The organism is Streptomyces sp. NPDC002057 (assembly GCF_040296665.1).
Classification (GTDB): Bacteria; Actinomycetota; Actinomycetes; order Streptomycetales; family Streptomycetaceae; genus Streptomyces.
In genome coordinates, this window is the sequence record NZ_JBEOXR010000001.1 from 172392 (window position 1) to 189026 (window position 16635).

Annotated in this window: 13 protein-coding genes; 7 read left to right on the forward strand and 6 right to left on the reverse strand. The window is 73.4% G+C overall.

Features of this window, described 5'->3' with window-relative positions:
* The first annotated feature begins 158 nt into the window (after positions 1–158).
* From pdhA to ABT129_RS00840, 7 genes are all read left to right on the forward strand, one after another.
* Positions 159–1325, forward strand: coding sequence for a pyruvate dehydrogenase (acetyl-transferring) E1 component subunit alpha (pdhA, locus tag ABT129_RS00810; protein WP_351895276.1), 1167 nt, complete (start codon positions 159–161; stop codon positions 1323–1325).
* Positions 1325–2368, forward strand: coding sequence for an alpha-ketoacid dehydrogenase subunit beta (locus ABT129_RS00815; RefSeq protein WP_351894860.1), 1044 nt, complete (start codon positions 1325–1327; stop codon positions 2366–2368). Before pdhA ends, ABT129_RS00815 begins: the two co-directional genes overlap by 1 nt.
* Positions 2368–3807, forward strand: a complete 1440-nt coding sequence (locus ABT129_RS00820) for a dihydrolipoamide acetyltransferase family protein (RefSeq protein ID WP_351894862.1) — start codon at positions 2368–2370, stop codon at positions 3805–3807. The genes ABT129_RS00815 and ABT129_RS00820 overlap by 1 nt, the downstream gene beginning before the upstream one ends.
* Positions 3808–3967: 160 nt before the next feature.
* A complete protein-coding gene (locus ABT129_RS00825; protein WP_351894865.1) occupies positions 3968–4825 on the forward strand; it encodes an NTP transferase domain-containing protein in 858 nt (285 codons plus the stop codon).
* Positions 4822–6177, forward strand: coding sequence for a molybdopterin molybdotransferase MoeA (locus ABT129_RS00830; RefSeq protein ID WP_351894867.1), 1356 nt, complete (start codon positions 4822–4824; stop codon positions 6175–6177). Before ABT129_RS00825 ends, ABT129_RS00830 begins: the two co-directional genes overlap by 4 nt.
* Complete coding sequence (locus ABT129_RS00835; RefSeq protein WP_502981600.1) at positions 6174–7259, forward strand: potassium channel family protein; 1086 nt, start codon at positions 6174–6176, stop codon at positions 7257–7259. The genes ABT129_RS00830 and ABT129_RS00835 overlap by 4 nt, the downstream gene beginning before the upstream one ends.
* 127 nt (positions 7260–7386) lie before the next feature.
* Positions 7387–8373 carry an NAD(P)H-quinone oxidoreductase gene (locus ABT129_RS00840; protein ID WP_351894869.1) on the forward strand — a complete coding sequence of 329 codons (987 nt, stop codon included), beginning with the start codon at positions 7387–7389 and terminating at the stop codon, positions 8371–8373.
* A gap of 239 nt (positions 8374–8612) precedes the next feature.
* Here ABT129_RS00840 and ABT129_RS00845 read toward each other — a convergent pair whose 3' ends face one another.
* The 6 genes from ABT129_RS00845 to ABT129_RS00870 form a co-directional block, all read right to left on the reverse strand.
* Complete coding sequence (locus tag ABT129_RS00845; RefSeq protein WP_351894872.1) at positions 8613–9164, reverse strand: bacterial proteasome activator family protein; 552 nt, start codon at positions 9162–9164, stop codon at positions 8613–8615.
* A 97-nt stretch (positions 9165–9261) separates the two neighbouring features.
* Positions 9262–12126 carry an FtsX-like permease family protein gene (locus ABT129_RS00850; protein WP_351894874.1) on the reverse strand — a complete coding sequence of 955 codons (2865 nt, stop codon included), beginning with the start codon at positions 12124–12126 and terminating at the stop codon, positions 9262–9264.
* A complete protein-coding gene (locus ABT129_RS00855) occupies positions 12123–12857 on the reverse strand; it encodes an ABC transporter ATP-binding protein (protein ID WP_351894877.1) in 735 nt (244 codons plus the stop codon). The genes ABT129_RS00850 and ABT129_RS00855 overlap by 4 nt, the downstream gene beginning before the upstream one ends.
* A gap of 101 nt (positions 12858–12958) precedes the next feature.
* Positions 12959–13651 carry a PadR family transcriptional regulator gene (locus ABT129_RS00860; RefSeq protein ID WP_351894879.1) on the reverse strand — a complete coding sequence of 231 codons (693 nt, stop codon included), beginning with the start codon at positions 13649–13651 and terminating at the stop codon, positions 12959–12961.
* A gap of 95 nt (positions 13652–13746) precedes the next feature.
* On the reverse strand, positions 13747–14490 hold the full coding sequence (locus tag ABT129_RS00865) for a hypothetical protein (protein WP_351894881.1): 744 nt from the start codon (positions 14488–14490) through the stop codon (positions 13747–13749).
* Between the two features lie 247 nt (positions 14491–14737).
* On the reverse strand, positions 14738–16390 hold the full coding sequence (locus ABT129_RS00870) for a protein kinase domain-containing protein (protein WP_351894884.1): 1653 nt from the start codon (positions 16388–16390) through the stop codon (positions 14738–14740).
* Positions 16391–16635: the final 245 nt, after the last annotated feature.

The following is a 16635-nucleotide window of genomic DNA, read 5'->3' on the forward strand; positions in this document are numbered from 1 at the left end:
GTGGACGACCTGCACATATCCCAGGCTGTGGAGAACCGTTTGTCCACAGGCTGGAGGTGCCTGTAGCCAAAATGACTCCACGACCGAACAATCGGTAGGTGAGGCGCGCCACACTCGCGCCACCCGCCTTCGGGTCTTATGCCCGCTCCCACGAGGAGGTGGACTCGTTGCAACAGCGCAGTTCGACAGTCCAAGAGCCGCCCGGTGCCGCTTCCGCCCACCGGCCCACCCCGCCGCCGACGTGGCAGCCGCGGACCGACCCCGCCCCGCTGCTGCCCGACACCGAGCCGCTCCGCGTGCTCGGCACGGACGCCGTGGCCGACGCCGACCCCGCACTGCTGCTCCGGCTCCACGCGGAGCTGGTCCGCGGCCGCCGGTACAACACGCAGGCCACCGCCCTGACCAAGCAGGGCAGGCTCGCGGTGTACCCGTCCTCCACCGGCCAGGAGGCGTGCGAGATCGCCGCCGCGCTGGCCCTGGAGGAGCGGGACTGGCTCTTCCCCTCGTACCGCGACACCCTGGCGGCCGTCGCCCGGGGCCTCGACCCCGTCCAGGCCCTGACCCTGCTGCGCGGCGACTGGCACACCGGGTACGACCCGCACGAGCACCGCGTCGCGCCGCTCTGCACCCCCCTGGCCACCCAGCTCCCGCACGCCGTGGGCCTCGCCCACGCCGCCCGGCTCAAGGGCGACGACGTGGTCGCCCTCGCCATGGTCGGCGACGGCGGCACCAGCGAGGGCGACTTCCACGAGGCGCTGAACTTCGCGGCCGTCTGGCAGGCCCCCGTGGTCTTCCTCGTGCAGAACAACGGCTTCGCGATCTCCGTACCGCTCGCCAAGCAGACCGCCGCCCCCTCCCTCGCCCACAAGGCCGTCGGATACGGGATGCCCGGCCGGCTCGTCGACGGCAACGACGCGGTCGCCGTCCACCAGGTGCTGACCGAGGCCGTGGCCCGAGCCCGGCGCGGCGGTGGACCCACCCTCGTCGAGGCCGTCACCTACCGCATCGACGCCCACACCAACGCCGACGACGCCACCCGCTACCGGGCGGCCGGCGAGGTCGAGACCTGGCGGGCGCACGACCCGATCCTCATCCTCGAACGGGAGCTGACCGCACGCGGCCTGCTCGACGAGGACGGCAGGCGCGCCGCGACGGAGGCCGCCGAGACGATGGCCGCCGACCTGCGCGAACGGATGAACGCCGACCCGGTGCTCGACCCGATGGAGCTCTTCGCCCACGTGTACGCGGAGCAGACCACACAGCTGCGCGAGCAGGCGGCGCAGCTGCGCGCCGAGCTCGAGGCCGAGGGCGAGGGTGAGGCGTGATGACGACCGCGACGACCGGGCCGACGGCCGGGAGCGCACGTGCCGGCGGGAAGGCCAAGCCCGCCACGATGGCGCAGGCGCTCCAGCGCGCCATGCGCGACGCGATGGCCGAGGACCCGACCGTCCATGTGATGGGTGAGGACGTCGGCGCGCTCGGCGGGGTCTTCCGGGTCACCGACGGGCTCGTCAAGGAGTTCGGCGAGGACCGCGTCACGGACACCCCGCTGGCCGAGGCCGGCATCCTCGGCGCGGCCGTCGGCATGGCCATGTACGGCCTGCGGCCGGTCGTCGAGATGCAGTTCGACGCGTTCGCCTACCCGGCGTTCGAGCAGCTGCTCTCGCACGTGGCGAAGATGCGGAACCGCACCCGGGGCGCGATGCCGATGCCGATCGTCATCCGGGTGCCGTACGGCGGCGGGATCGGCGGCGTCGAGCACCACAGCGACTCCTCCGAGGCCTACTACACGGCCACCCCCGGGCTCCACGTCGTCACCCCGGCCACCGTCGAGGATGCCTACGGGCTGCTGCGCGCGGCCATCGCCTCCGACGACCCGGTGGTCTTCCTGGAGCCCAAGCGGCTCTACTGGTCCAAGTCCGACTGGTCCCCCGAGGCGCCCGCGCCCGTGGAGCCGATCGGCAGGGCCGTCGTCCGGCGGCCCGGCACCGGGGCCACCCTGATCACCTACGGCCCCTCGGTACCGGTCTGTCTGGAGGCGGCGGAGGCCGCGCAGGCGGAGGGCTGGGACCTGGAGGTCGTCGACGTGCGCTCGCTCGTGCCGTTCGACGACGAGACCGTCTGCGCCTCGGTGCGGCGCACCGGCCGCGCGGTCGTGGTCCACGAGTCGACCGGCTTCGGCGGACCCGGCGCCGAGATCGCCGCGCGCGTCACCGAGCGCTGCTTCCACCACCTGGAGGCTCCGGTGCTGCGGGTCGCGGGCTTCGACATCCCGTACCCGCCGCCGATGCTGGAGCGGCACCATCTGCCGGGCGTGGACCGGGTCCTGGACGCGGTGGCGCGGCTGCAGTGGGAGGCGGGGAGCTGATGGCCCAGGTGCTCGAGTTCAAGCTGCCCGACCTCGGTGAGGGACTCACCGAGGCGGAGATCGTCCGGTGGCTGGTCAGCGTCGGTGACGTCGTCGCCGTCGACCAGCCCGTCGTCGAGGTCGAGACGGCCAAGGCGATGGTCGAGGTGCCCTGCCCGTACGGCGGTGTCGTCACCGCGCGGTACGGCGAGGAGGGCACCGAACTGCCCGTCGGCGCGCCGCTCCTGACGGTCGCGGTGGGCGGTACGGGGACGGAAGGGGCTCCGGCTCCGGCCGCGGCGCAGACCACCGCCCCGGCCGCGTCCGCCGGTTCGGCGGACGCGGCGGTGTCGTCGGAGTACTCGGGCAACGTGCTCGTCGGGTACGGCACGGCGGGGCCCGTCGCCCGTCGCCGCCGGGTCCGGCACGAGAGCCCGGCCGCGGCCCGGACGTCCGCGCCGCCCGTCGCCGCGCCCGTCGCCGCTCCGGTTCCGGCCCCGGTTCCGGCCGCCGCTCCCGCTCCGGCCGTCGTGGCCGGCGGTGGGCACCACGGTCCGGTACCGGTCATCTCGCCGCTCGTGCGGAAGCTGGCCAGGGACCGGGGGCTCGACCTGCGGGAGGTGCGCGGATCGGGGCCCGAGGGGCTGATCCTGCGGGCCGATGTGGAACGGGCCATCGCGGTCCTGGAGCGGCCGGCCGCCGCGCAGGCGCCCGCACGTGCCATGGCTCCGGCCGCCGCCTCCGCGCCCGCTCCGGCGGTCGCCGCCGCCACGGGTGAGCGGATTCCGCTGCGCGGGGTCCGCGGCGCCGTGGCGGACAAGCTGTCGCGCAGCCGTACCGAGATCCCCGACGCGACCTGCTGGGTCGACGCCGACGCGACCGAGCTGATGGCCGCACGGACGGCGATGAACGCGGCGGGCGGGCCGAAGATCTCGCTGCTCGCGCTCCTCGCCCGGATCTGTGTCCACGCCCTGGCCCGGTTCCCCGAGCTCAACTCCACGGTGGACACCGCCGCCCGGGAGATCGTCCGACTGCCCTCCGTGCACCTCGGCTTCGCGGCCCAGACCCCGCGCGGCCTGGTCGTTCCCGTCGTCAAGGACGCGGGGACCCGGACGGCCGAGTCGCTGACGGCGGAGTTCGCCCGGCTGACGGAGGCGGCCCGGGAGTCGGCGCTCACCCCGGCCGACCTGACGGGCGGCACGTTCACCCTGAACAACTACGGGGTGTTCGGGGTCGACGGCTCCACGCCGATCATCAACCACCCCGAGGCGGCCATGCTCGGAGTCGGCCGGATCATCCCCAAGCCCTGGGTGCACCAGGGTGAACTGGCCGTCCGTCAGGTGGTGCAGCTCTCGTTCACCTTCGACCACCGCGTCTGCGACGGCGGCACGGCGGGCGGCTTCCTGCGGTACGTGGCGGACTGCGTCGAGCAGCCCGCGGTCCTGCTCCGCACGCTCTGACCACCGGACCGGTTCGCACGGCCCCGCCCCTCGGGCCGTGCGAACCGCCGGTCGGGGCACCGTCCTCCGGGCGGCTTGAGGTCCGCTCGGTCCAGCCTCGCCGTCTCACCAAGGGAGACGCGCCCCACATGGGTGGAGGACGGCGGCCCATACTGCTGGGGTGACCACCGCACACGACGCCGTCGTACTCGCCGGAGGAGCCGCCGAGCGCCTCGGCGGTGCCGACAAGCCCGGTGTACGGGTCGGAGGCCGGCCGCTCCTCGACCGCGTCCTCTCGGCCTGCCGCGGCGCGGACCGGACCGTGGTCGTCGGCGATCCCCGCCCGACCACCCACCCCGTCCGCTGGACCAGGGAGGACCCGCCCGGCGGAGGCCCCCTGGCCGCCCTCGGCGCGGGCGTTCGCGAGACCGGGGCCGACGTCCTGCTCGTCCTCTCCGCCGACCTGCCCTTCCTCGACGAGGCCACCGTGCGCAGGCTGCTCGGCGCACTCGCCGAGGACCCCGCGGCCGAGGCCGCGCTCCTCACCGACGCCGACGGGCGGGACCAGCCGCTCGTCGCCGCGTACCGCGGTGCCCCGCTCCGGCGGGAGCTGGAGCTGATCGCCGTGCAACGCGGCACCCTCGCCGGCGGCCCGCTGCGGGTGCTCACCGGTGCCCTGCGTCTCACCCGGGTCGCCGCGGGGCCCCTCGCCTCCTTCGACTGCGACACCTGGGAGGACATCGCCACGGCCCGGGCCCGCATCAGGGAGCATGGGACCGTGCTGGACGAATGGATCACCGCAGTCAAGGACGAACTGGGCATCGAGCTGGACGTCGACACCGGCGTGCTGCTGGATCTGGCCCGTGACGCCGCCCATGGAGTGGCCCGCCCCGCCGCGCCCCTGACCACGTTCCTGGTCGGATACGCGGCGGCGAGCGCGAGTGCCGGTGGCGGCGGATCGGAGGCGGTCGCCGAGGCCGCCCGCAAGGCCGCCGCGCTGGCGCAGCGCTGGGCCGCCGAGCAGGACGAGGCCGGATGAGTCTGAAGGAGCCCGTCCCGGTGCCCCGGGGAACCGCCGGCGACGCGCGCGCCGAACCGCCGCACCGGGCCACCGCCTGGCCCGAGGCGCGGGCCGTCGCGGCCCGCGCCGGGGACTCCGCGCGGGCCGGCCGCGCGCCGCTCGGCGTTCCGCTCGCGCAGGCTCTCGGCCAGGTCCTGGCCGGACCGCTCCTGGCCCTCACCGACCTGCCGCCCTTCGACACCTCCGCCATGGACGGCTGGGCGGTCGTGGGACCCGGCCCCTGGACCGTACGCGAGGACGGCGCCGTCCTCGCCGGGCACACGGCCGCGGCCGTCCCGGTCGCCGGTGAGGCCGTACGGATCGCCACCGGCGCCCGTGTCCCGTCCGGGACGACCGCCGTGGTCCGCACCGAGCACGCCCGCACCGAGCCCTTCCGCGCGGAGCCCACCGCGGCGGAGCCCGCCGCCGTCGCCGGGGGCACCCAGCTGTACGCCCTGCGGGACGTGGTGCCGGGTCAGGACATCCGCCCCCGGGGGCAGGAGTGCCGGACCGGTGACGAGCTGCTGCCCGTGGGCACCGTCGTGAGCCCCGCCGTCCTCGGCCTCGCCGCGGCCGCGGGCTACGACGAGCTCCCCGTACCGCCCCGGCCCCGGGTGGAGATCCTGATCCTCGGCGACGAGCTGCTGACGGCGGGCCTCCCCCACGACGGGCTCATCCGTGACGCCCTCGGCCCCATGCTGGGCCCCTGGCTGACGGCGCTCGGCGCCGAAGTCCTCGCCACCCGCCGGGTCGGCGACGACGCCGAGGAGCTGTACGCGGCCGTCACCCGCTCCACCGCCGACCTCGTCGTCACGACCGGCGGAACCGCCGCCGGGCCCGTGGACCACCTCCACGGGGTCCTCGACAAGGCGGGCGCCACCCTCCTCGTCGACGGGGTGAAGGTCCGGCCGGGCCACCCGATGCTGCTCGCCCGCCTCGGCGCCGAGCCCACCCGTCCGGGCCACGCCCGCCACCTCGTGGGGCTCCCCGGCAACCCGCTCGCGGCCGTCTCGGGCCTGCTCACACTGGTCGAGCCCCTGCTCGCGGCGGTCTCGGCAGCCGGTCACCCCGCCCCGCTCCGCGTACCCGTCCGGGACGAGGTGCACGGGCACCCTTACGACACGCGACTCGTCCCGGTCGTCCGCCGGGACGGCCTGGCCGTACCCCTGCGTTTCACCGGACCGGCCATGCTCCGTGGCATCGCCGCCGCGGACGGCCTGGCCGTCGTCCCGCCCGGCGGCGCGAGCCCCGGCCAAGACCTGGATGTCCTCGACCTTCCCTGGTCGACGGCAGAGGGGGCCGCACCGGCCCAAGGAGCGTGTTTCACGTGAAACTTCCCAGCCGTGACGTGATGGCCCGCCACGCGGACGAGAAACTCTCCGGTCCCCGGGTCGCACTGCCCCGCCGTGAGGTCGAGCGCCCCCTGCGCCAGGTCGGCAAGCGACTCCTCATGGCGCTCGGCGTCCTCCTCGTGACGATCCTCATCGTCTACATCGACCGCGCCGGTTACCACGACAACGCCAACGGGACGCTCGACTTCCTCGACTGCGCCTACTACGCGACCGTGACGCTCTCCACCACCGGCTACGGCGACATCGTCCCGTACAGCGACTCGGCCCGGCTCGCCAACATCCTGCTGGTCACGCCCCTGCGCGTGCTGTTCCTGATCATCCTGGTCGGCACCACTCTCGAGGTCCTCACCGAGCGGACCCGCGAAGAGTTCCGGCTGAACCGCTGGAGGTCCACCTTGCGCGACCACACCGTCATCGTCGGCTTCGGGACGAAGGGCCGGTCCGCGATCCAGACCCTCTGCGCGACCGGGCTGAGCAAGGAACAGATCGTCATCGTCGACCCCTCCACCAAGGTGATCGAGACGGCGAACGCGGACGGGTTCGTCGGCGTCATCGGCGACGCCACCCGCAGTGACGTGCTGCTCCGCGCCGAGGTGCAGCGAGCCCGGCAGATCGTCATCGCCACCCAGCGCGACGACACGGCCGTCCTGGTCACGCTGACCGCCCGCCAGCTCAACCGGGGAGCCAAGATCGTCGCCGCGGTCCGCGAGGAGGAGAACGCGCCGCTGCTCCGCCAGTCCGGCGCCGACGCGGTCATCACCAGCGCCAGCGCCGCCGGGCGTCTGCTCGGCCTCTCCGTGCTGAGCCCCAGCGCCGGCACCGTCATGGAGGACCTGATCCAGCAGGGCTCCGGCCTCGACCTGGTGGAGCGCCCGGTCACCAAGAGCGAGGTCGGGAAGAGCGTGCGGGAGACCGGGGACCTCGTCGTGAGCGTGCTCCGTGGCCACCGCCTGCTCGGGTACGACGACCCCGCCGCCAGCCCGCTCCAGCTCACCGACCGGGTGATCACCATCGTGCGCGCCGCCCCGATCACCCCGCTCCGCACGCCGCCGGAGGACTGACCCAGGAGCGCGGGGCCGGAGCGGTCGCGGCGCACCGGACCGGCCGGACGGCCCCCCGGTCGGTCGCCGCGCACCGGCCCGGGCGGCTGTCGGCCTCCGGGCTCCCTCCGGGAGTAGCCTCGCCGCCATGTATGCGATCACGATTCCGGAACCCGGTGGCCCCGAGGCGCTCGTCTGGGCCGAGGTGCCCGATCCCGTACCCGGCGAGGGCGAGGTCCTCGTCGAGGTGGCGGCGAGCGCCGTCAACCGCGCCGATCTGCTCCAGCGCCAGGGCTTCTACGACCCGCCGCCGGGCAGCTCCCCCTACCCCGGCCTGGAGTGTTCGGGCCGGATCGCCGCGCTCGGTCCGGGGGTGTCCGGCTGGTCCGTCGGCGACGAGGTGTGCGCGCTGCTCGCGGGCGGCGGCTACGCGGAGAAGGTCGTGGTCCCGGCCGGTCAGCTCCTCCCCGTACCGGAGGGCGTCGACCTGGCCACGGCCGCCGCGCTTCCCGAGGTCGCCTGCACCGTCTGGTCCAACATCTTCATGATCGCGCACCTGAGGCCGGGCGAGACGCTGCTCGTGCACGGGGGCGCGAGCGGGATCGGCACCATGGCGATCCAGCTGGCGAAGGCGGTCGGGGCCCGGGTCGCGGTCACCGCCGGCGGCCCCGAGAAGCTGGCGCGCTGCGCCGAACTCGGCGCGGACATCCTCATCGACTACCGCGAGCAGGACTTCGTCGAGGAACTGGGCAAGGCGACGGACGGAGCGGGTGCGGACGTCATCCTGGACATCGTCGGCGCCAAGTACCTGGAGCGGAACGTGAAGGCGCTGGCCGTGAACGGCCGGCTCGTCGTCATCGGCCTCCAGGGCGGGGTGAAGGGCGAACTGAACCTCGGGGCGCTCCTCGCGAAGCGCGCGGCCGTCATGGCGACCACGCTGCGTTCCCGCCCGGAACAGGAGAAGGCGGCGATCGTCGCCGCCGTCCGGGAGCACGTCTGGCCGCTGATCGGCGCGGGCACGGTCCGGCCGGTCGTCGACCGCACGCTGCCGCTGCCGGACGCCGCCGAGGGCCACCGGGCCCTGGAGTCCGGCACCCACGTCGGCAAGGTCCTGCTCCTCGCACCCCAGGGCTGAGCGAGGCCACCGGGCTGAGAGACGCAAGGGGCGGAGGGAGCCCACCGGGCTGAGCGACGCCACCCGGCCGCCGACGCCACCCGGCCGGACGCCCGATCCGGCCGGGACGCCCGGTCCGGCCGGGCATACGGGGCCGACCAGCCGCACCGTGGCGTGACCCCAGCCGCACCGCACGGAAGGGCCCGGCACACCTCGTGCCGGGCCCTTCCGTCCTTGTTCGCGGTGTCCGCGCGGCCGTCCTACAGGTAGGGCCCCGAGCGGACCGCGTGGCCGTGGCCACGGTCGTCGTCGTCATCGTCGTGGGACGCACCCGGGGGCAGCGCCCGGCTGCGCATCTGCTCCAGCTGTGCGCGGGCCGCCATCTGCTGGGCGAAGAGCGCCGTCTGGATGCCGTGGAAGAGGCCCTCCAGCCAGCCCACCAGCTGGGCCTGCGCGATGCGCAGCTCCGCCTCGGAGGGGATCGCGTCGTCCGTGAACGGCAGGGAGAGACGCTCCAGTTCCTCCACCAGCTCGGGCGCGAGCCCGTCCTCCAGCTCCTTCACGGAACTGGCGTGGATGTCCTTCAGCCTGACGCGGCTCGCCTCGTCGAGAGGTGCCGCGCGTACTTCCTCCAGGAGTTGCTTGATCATGCTGCCGATCCGCATGACCTTCGCAGGCTGTTCGACCATTTCCGTCACCGGGACCTCGCGGGGTTCGTCGTCGCCCTGAGTGCCGCCGAGCGCCATCCCGTCCTGTCCCACGATGAGGACCTGGGGGCTCTCCTGCGACCTGTCATTCCTCGGCATCTCCATGCCGCCATTCTCTCGCACACATGCGTCACCACGGGGTGTGCCCCTGTACGAGGGTGATCCACCCTCGTACAGGGGCACAGGAAGGCAACGAAGAGCGTCAGGTCGCCGCGCGCCGGGCCAGCGCACCGCGCGAGCGGGTCACCAGGGCGGCGAGCAGCGCGGCACCCAGCGGTACGGCGACGAGCAGGCCCGCCAGCGTCTCCCACGGGACGACGATCGGCAGGTGCGGCGCATCCGACGCGGTGGCCCAGCCCTGGGCGACGGACTCCTCGTAGTAGCGGATCAGCTGGCGCTCCTCGGTGAGCCGGAGGCCCATCGCGGGCAGCAGACCCGCACCCGAGCCGAGGATCACACCCATCGCGGCGACGACTCCGCACTGGAAACCGCTGAGCGTACGGCGGACCCGGGGCGGAGCGCCCACGGCGGCGAGCGTCTTCAGGTCGGCCTCGGCGTCGGCCTGGGCGAGACCGGTGGCGATACCGGCGGCGCCGATGGTGACCAGACCCGCGAAGACGGCGAGCGACAGCAGGATGATGCTGTTGTCGTTGACGAAGCCTTCCTCCACGTGGAGTTCGACGCTGCTGCCGAGCTTGACGAGCTCACCGTCGAGCCTCTGGCGCGCCTCGCTGTCCGGCAGCCGGTCGGTGCTCGCGTACACGCCGAACGGAGTGGTGATGAGGCCGGCGGCCTTGGCGGTGGCCGGGGTCATCAGGGCCCGGACGCCGTAGGTCTGCGGGCTGCCGGGCACGCGGTAGGCGGGCACGGAGCTGACCTTGCCGGGTGCCGGGCGGCCCTGCTCCATGGCCTTGTCGGCGGCGACCGTGTCGGTGATCTGGCGGATCCCGATGGTGCCGTTCTTGTCGATCTGGGCGCGGCTGAAGCTGACGATCTTCCCCTCGGCCAGGGCCTTCACCGCTCCCGCGTCCTCGATGCCGAGGACCGTGAGGAGCTTGGCGTCGCCGACCAGCAGACCGCCGTCGACGTAGAGCCCGCCGGGGTTCGACGACTGCTCGCAGCGCCAGTCGTCGGCGAGCATCTTCCGCCGCTGCTCGGGGGTGAACCGCTCGGAGGGGTCACCGCCGCCGGGCACGGAGGCGTAGAGGGGGCACTCGTGCGCCGGGGGGATGACGACCTCGTAGCGGCCGCATCCGGGAACGGTGGACCACGGCTCGCAGCCGGGCTTGCCGACCGTGACGCGCTCGACATCGGCGCGGACGTCGACCGGGAGGAAGCGCTGGACCGCCTCGCGGACCGCGGGGACGTCCCGGCCGCCCTCCTCCATGACGAAGGCGGAGACCGCCCCGTACGGCAGCTGTGCCTGGTACTCGGCCCTGTGCTGGGCCTCACTGCTGGCCATGTACGTGGAGACCGCGACCGTTCCCGCGACGGCGGCGAGGACGGCGGCGACGGCGGGGGCCGTACGGCCCCGGTTGCGCACGGCGTCGCGCAGCGCGAGCCGCGGCGACAGCGGCAGCCAGCGACCGCTCCGCCCGAACAGGCCCACGAGGGCCGGCGTCATGGCGACGACACCCAGCTCGGCGATGGCGGAGCCGCCCGCCACGATGACGAACTGCTCGCTGACCATGGAGCCGAAGAGCGCGATGGCACCGCCGATCAGGACGGCCGCGAGGCCGATCAGAGGCAGGACCCGGCTGCTGCGGCGGATTCCTCGCCGACCGGTCAGCGAGGCGAGGACGGTCTGCCGCGAGGCGGTGATGGCCGGGACGATCGCGGCGAGCAGGCCGGTCACCACGGCGAGCAGCGCGATGCCGAGGATCTCCAGCGGCCGGATGTCGAAGGCGCCGAACCGCTGCCCCATGACGTCCTCGAGAACCGGCTGGAGAGCCAGGGTGAGGACCAGGGCGAGGATCGTGCCGATGACGGCGGCGGCGACACCGATGACCAGACCACCGCTCAGCACGATGGCGCGGATGTGGCTACGGGCACCGCCGTTGGCGCCGACGAGACCGAGCTGGCGCCGCGAGCGACGGGCGCCGACCGCGAAGGCGGGTCCGGCGAGCAGGCAGATCTCCAGCATCGCCAGGCCGACGACCGTGCCGACGGCGGCGAGTGCGGCGGCGTCGGCCGCCGGGCTGGACGTGTAGTCGCCCCAGCCGTCCTTCTGGTAGAGCGGAACCTCCGACTTGGCCGGCGGGTTCAGGAGGACGGCACGCGAAGTGACGACCACACCCTTGGTGTTGATCTCCTGGACCATGTTCCACGTGAAACCACCGGACATGCGCACCAGGTACGTCGTGGAGATGCCGGGCTTCTGCAGACCGGCCTTCTCGACGGCCTTCGCGTAGGGCGCGAGGAAGGCTCCGGGCAGCGCGTTGACCTGGTCGGCCTTGAGCGCGTCGGGAATCTCGTAGGAGCCGACGATTCGGTACGGACGTTCGAAGTTGCGGGCGGAAAGGGTCGAGCCGACCTTCAGACCACTGGTCTCCAGGAAGTGCGAGGTCGCCACGACCTCGTCGTTCTTCTCCGGGAAACGCCCCTCCAGGAGCGTCATGATGCCGCGCGAGACCGGATCGGCCGCCTTGAGCTCACGGACCTCGGTCGAGAGCAGACCGTGAGCCGTCGTCAGCTTGGCGGTACCGGTGCTGTCCGTGAGGACGGTGGAACCGGCGGGGAAGGTCTTGGTGACATCCGTGGAGCCGCTCGGCCAGGGCGAGTCCCCGTAGTCCTTGGCCGGCGTGTTCATCTCGCCCTGCGGGTCCTGGAAGATCGGCACCCCGCCGTAACCGGGGTCCTGGAACCGGGCGTCGGCCGCTCCGATCGTGCGGTCCGCCCGCTCTGCGGGGGACAGCTCGGAGCTGCGGAAGGTCAGGTCGAAAGCGCTGACGCCCATGATCGGCAGGGCGATCATGGCCAGGACGAGGGCGCTGCGGCCCTTGGAACGCCAGGCATCGCGGCGGGCGATGCGGATCGCGGCCCGCCAGGAGTGGAACCAGGTCTTCACGCCTCCGCCACCTGGCCCGACAGCAGGGAATCGGCCTCGCTGCGCACGGTCTGGTCGACGATGGCGCCGTCCCGCAGGAAGACGACCCGGTCGGCCCAGGCCGCGAACCGCGGCTCGTGGGTGACGAGGACACCGGCGGCACCGGCGTCGCAGCGGGTGCGGAGCAGGGCGAGCACGGACTCACCGGTCTCGGAGTCGAGGGCACCGGTCGGCTCGTCGGCGAGGACCAGCCGGCGGTCGCCGACGAGGGCGCGGGCGATGGCCACGCGCTGCTGCTGTCCACCGGACATCTCGTCGGGGAAACGGTCGGCGAGGTGGCCGAGCCCCATCTCCTCCAGGGCCTTGAGGGCCTCGACGCGGGCCTTGCGGGCGGAGGTCCCGTCCAGCTCGCGGGGCAGGGCCACGTTCTCGGCGGCGGTGAGGGCCGGGATGAGGTTGTAGTCCTGGAAGACGTAGCCGATGCTGCGGCGGCGCAGGGCCGCGAGCTCCTTGACGCTCGCGGTGGTGATGTCGGTGTCCTCGACGATCACGTGGCCCGAGGTGGGGGTGTCGAGGCCGCCCGCGATGGTGAGGAGCGTCGACTTGCCGGAGCCGGACGGGCCCATGACGGCGACGAGTTCACCGGGGTACACGGCGAGGTCGATGCCGCGCAGGGCATGCACCTCGGTGGCACCCGCGCCGTGGACGCGGGTCAGGTTCTGGAGTTGCAGCACGGGCTGCTGTGCGGACATGAGGGGTCCCCCCTTGGACGTACGCGGCGGACGGCCGGGTACGCGAGCGAGCGGTGGAAAGGTGGTGCTTCAGCGGTTCTGGTGGGGCGCGACCGTGCGGGTCAGCGCGCTCCGGCCACGGGTGGGGCGGCCTCGGCCGCCGACGGGGCCGGTTCGGTTCGAGGTGCCGGTTCCGTGAGGGCCGACGTCGCGGCCGGCGGTGCCGAAGGGCCCGACGCGGGCCCCGCGTCGGTGGCGGCGCCGGTGTGCGTCGTGGAGAGGCGGATCAGCCGGGCCTCGCAGTGGTCGAGCCAGCGCGCCTCGGCCTCGGTCTGGAAGATCAGCTGCTCCAGGACGAGCAGCCAGGCCACGTCGTCCCGTTCCCGGGCCCCGCCGTTCTCGACGGCGGCGAGCGCCTGGGCCTTGAGACGGGTGTAGTCCTGCATCGCCTTCACGGTGTGCCGACGCTGGGACTGGATGACGTTGCGGATGTCGACGCCGGTGGCGCCCACGGCCATGGCGAGCTTGATGGCGAGCTCGTCACGGGCGGGGCTGGTGCGGTCCACCGGCTTCTCGAACCAGGTCCTGAGCTCGGCGCGGCCGCTGTCGGTGATCGCGTAGAGCGCGTGACCCGCCGTGTCCTCGCCGCCCTGCGCGACCATGCCGTCCCGTTCGAGACGGCTCAGGGTCGTGTAGACCTGGCCGACGTTGAGCGGCCAGGTGGAACCGGTGCGGGATTCGAACTCCGTACGGAGCTGAGAGCCGTACCGAGGGCCGCGTTCGAGAAGGGCGAGAAGCCCGTGGCGGATCGACATACTCAGTATGTATACCGGGTATGCCCAGGCGAACAACCGTCCTGAGAGGGAAGCGACAGGTCCGTCTCAAGGGGGACCCGGGCGTTCCGGAAGGCTCAGCGACGCCGCATCCGGAGCCCCAGAAAGCCGATGCCGAGCCCCATCAGAGCCAGCCCCACCCCCAGGGTGAGCACCGGAATCCGCTGGTCGACGAGGGCGGGCACGGCTTCCGTCGCCGTGCGCGGCGCGGCGGCCGGCCGGCTGGCGGGCGCCACTTCCGGCAGGACGGCCTCCTCCTCGGGTACCGCCTCGGCCTCCTCCTCGACCTCTTCGGGGGCGTCCGGCTCTGTTGCAGTTTCGGTACGAGAGGCGTCGGAAGACGGCTCCGTGGCGCTCGCCGAGGCGGTCGACGGCTCGGTGCGTCCGGGCCGGGGCCGTCCCTCAGCGGCCGGCCGGCCGGCGAGGGAGGCGGTGCCGTCGGGGGTGGGCGCGTCGGTGGGCTCGGCGCGCGACGCGGTGGGGGAGGGCGCCGCCCCGGTGCCGGTGGGCGCGGGAGCCGGGGGCGCGGGTGTCGCCGAGGAGGAAGAGGCGCGCGGCGGTGTGACGGTCGTGACGGGCGCGGTGGGGGAGGTGGCCGGAGTGGCCGACGCGGTGGGTGGGGCCGTGGTGGGGGTCGCCGTCGCCGTCGGAGGGGTGCCGACGGGTGTGGGCGTCGCCGCCGTGCTGCCGACCGTCGTCGTCCCGGGTGCCTCCGCCCCGTACGCGAGGGGTGTGGCGTACAGGGCACACGCGCAGGCGAACACGCAGGTGAGCGCGGGGCCGAGAGCCCGCGCCCGTGCCCTGCGGAATGCTGGAGTCACCGGGTGACCCCCTCCCGTACCGAGCCGCCGAGATGGTGAACTCAGCGTCACATGGCAGGACAATTCCGGCATCCGGGGCGGCGGCGTCAGGCGTACGGGATGTAAGGAGGCGTCAGCACGCGTCCGTACCCGTGCGCCGACCCGCCTCGCCCCCGGTGCGTGCCGGCCCGGCCCGTATCTGCTGCGGCAGGTCGCCGGCATCGACTGAGCCGGCCCGCCCACCTCCACCGCGCCGGGGCGCTCGTCCCTACTGCGGCGGGTTGCCCGTCGAGATCTTGAGGGTGAAGTCGGCGTCCTTGTCGGTGATGTCCTCACCGGCCGGCGGGTACTGCTCCAGCACCGTGCCCTCGCCGTACGTGGCCTCGTCGACCGGGGTCTGGGTCTTGATCTTCCAGCCGGCGGCCTGCACGCACGCCTTCACCGACTGGATGTTCTTGTAGGTGAAGTTGGGTACCTCGAACTTCTCGGGGTCGTCGCTCGACTCCTTCGGCTCGCTGCACTTCTTCGGGTCGATGGTCTTGGTCAGGTCGGGACCCTTGTGGCCGGGCGCCGCCGTCTGGCTCTGCTGCGTGTCCGTGCCGCCGGTGCCGTTCGCCTCGGTACCCGGGTCGTCCTCGCGGTTGAGCACCAGGATCAGGCCGCCGATCGCGAGCAGCGCGGCGACGACGGCGCCCGCGATCAGCGGCGTGTTCCGCCGCGAACCGCCGCGGGTCGGAGCGGGCGTGTGCGTCTGGGCGTACGGCGCGGGGGTCGGCGCCTGGTACGACACCGGGGCGGGGGTCGGGTGCTGGTACGCCATCGGCGCGGGCGTCGGCGCCTGCTGCGGGTAGCCGTAGGACGGGGCGGGCGCGGGGGTCGCGTGGCCGTACGGCCCCGGCTGCGGGGTCGGCGGCTGGTAGGGCTGGTGCACGCCGTGCGGGCCGGGCGGCGGGGTCTGGCCGACGGGCGGGAAGACCGCGGAGCCGACGCCCGCGCCGCTGCTGACCGGACCGCCCTGGACGATCACCGGGGCGCCGGTCTGGCCGGCGGAGAGCACCCGCAGGCACTCGTCGCGCATCGCCGCCGCGCTCGGGAACCGCTCGTTCGGGTTCTTTCGCAGCGCGCGGGCGACGAGCGCGTCCATCGCCGGCGTCAGCGAACGGTTGACGGAGGACGGGGCGACCGGCTCCTCCTGCACGTGCGCGTACGCGATGGCCAGCGGGGAGTCCGCGTCGAAGGGCAGCCGGCCCGTCAGAAGCTGGAAGAGCATGATGCCGACCGAGTAGAGGTCGGAGCGGGCGTCCACCGGGCGCCCGAGGGCCTGCTCGGGGGAGAGGTACTGCGGGGTGCCGACGACCATGCCGGTCTGCGTCATCGACGTGACCCCGGACTGCATGGCCCGCGCGATGCCGAAGTCCATGACCTTGACCACGCCGCGCTTGGTCGTCATCACGTTGCCGGGCTTGATGTCGCGGTGGACCAGGCCCATCTCGTGGCTGACCTCGAGGGCGGCGAGCACGTCGGACGTGACCCTCAGCGCCTTGTCGGCCGGCATCGCGCCGTACTGCTGGATGTCGGCGGCGAGGACCGAGCCGAGCGGCTGCCCCTCCACGTACTCCATGACGATGTACGGCATGACGGAGCCGTCGAGGGTGTCCTCGCCGGTGTCGAAGACCGAGACGATGTTGGTGTGCGACAGCTTCGCGACCGCCTGCGCCTCACGGCGGAACCGCTCGCGGAAGGACTGCTCACGGCCGAGCTCGGTGTGCAGCGTCTTGATGGCGACCTGCCGGTCGAGCGCGCTGTCGTAGGCCAGGTACACCGACGCCATGCCGCCCTCGCCGAGAAGGTCGCGCAGCTGGTACCGGCCGCCCGCGACCGAACCGCCCGCATAGCGGCCCTGTGCGCCGTCCTGGCTCATCTGTGCTTCCCCCATTGCGCGCGCGTGGCAGCGTTGATCCGGATTTTCCTGGCCAAGTCTGCCCGAGGGCAGTGACACGTCAAGCCGGGTGCCCGTTCCGTGACCCTCCGCACAGGAAGCTCCCCCGCGGCGTTCACGAAGTGATGGATGAATCCCATCGAATTTGCACAGGTGTACGTGGAAGGGGTTGGATGGCCGGTCCATCTCGGACCGTGATGTCGTACGGAGCCTGTAGCGTGACGACT

Coding starts and splice junctions, on each gene's coding strand:
- ABT129_RS00855 (WP_351894877.1), bottom strand. CDS start 12,857: ATGTCCGCACAGCAGCCCGTGCTGCAACTCCAGAACCTGACCCGCGTC.
- ABT129_RS00860 (WP_351894879.1), bottom strand. CDS start 13,651: ATGTCGATCCGCCACGGGCTTCTCGCCCTTCTCGAACGCGGCCCTCGG.
- ABT129_RS00845 (WP_351894872.1), bottom strand. CDS start 9,164: ATGGAGATGCCGAGGAATGACAGGTCGCAGGAGAGCCCCCAGGTCCTC.
- ABT129_RS00820 (WP_351894862.1), top strand. CDS start 2,368: ATGGCCCAGGTGCTCGAGTTCAAGCTGCCCGACCTCGGTGAGGGACTC.
- ABT129_RS00815 (WP_351894860.1), top strand. CDS start 1,325: ATGACGACCGCGACGACCGGGCCGACGGCCGGGAGCGCACGTGCCGGC.
- ABT129_RS00830 (WP_351894867.1), top strand. CDS start 4,822: ATGAGTCTGAAGGAGCCCGTCCCGGTGCCCCGGGGAACCGCCGGCGAC.
- ABT129_RS00870 (WP_351894884.1), bottom strand. CDS start 16,390: ATGAGCCAGGACGGCGCACAGGGCCGCTATGCGGGCGGTTCGGTCGCG.
- ABT129_RS00840 (WP_351894869.1), top strand. CDS start 7,387: ATGTATGCGATCACGATTCCGGAACCCGGTGGCCCCGAGGCGCTCGTC.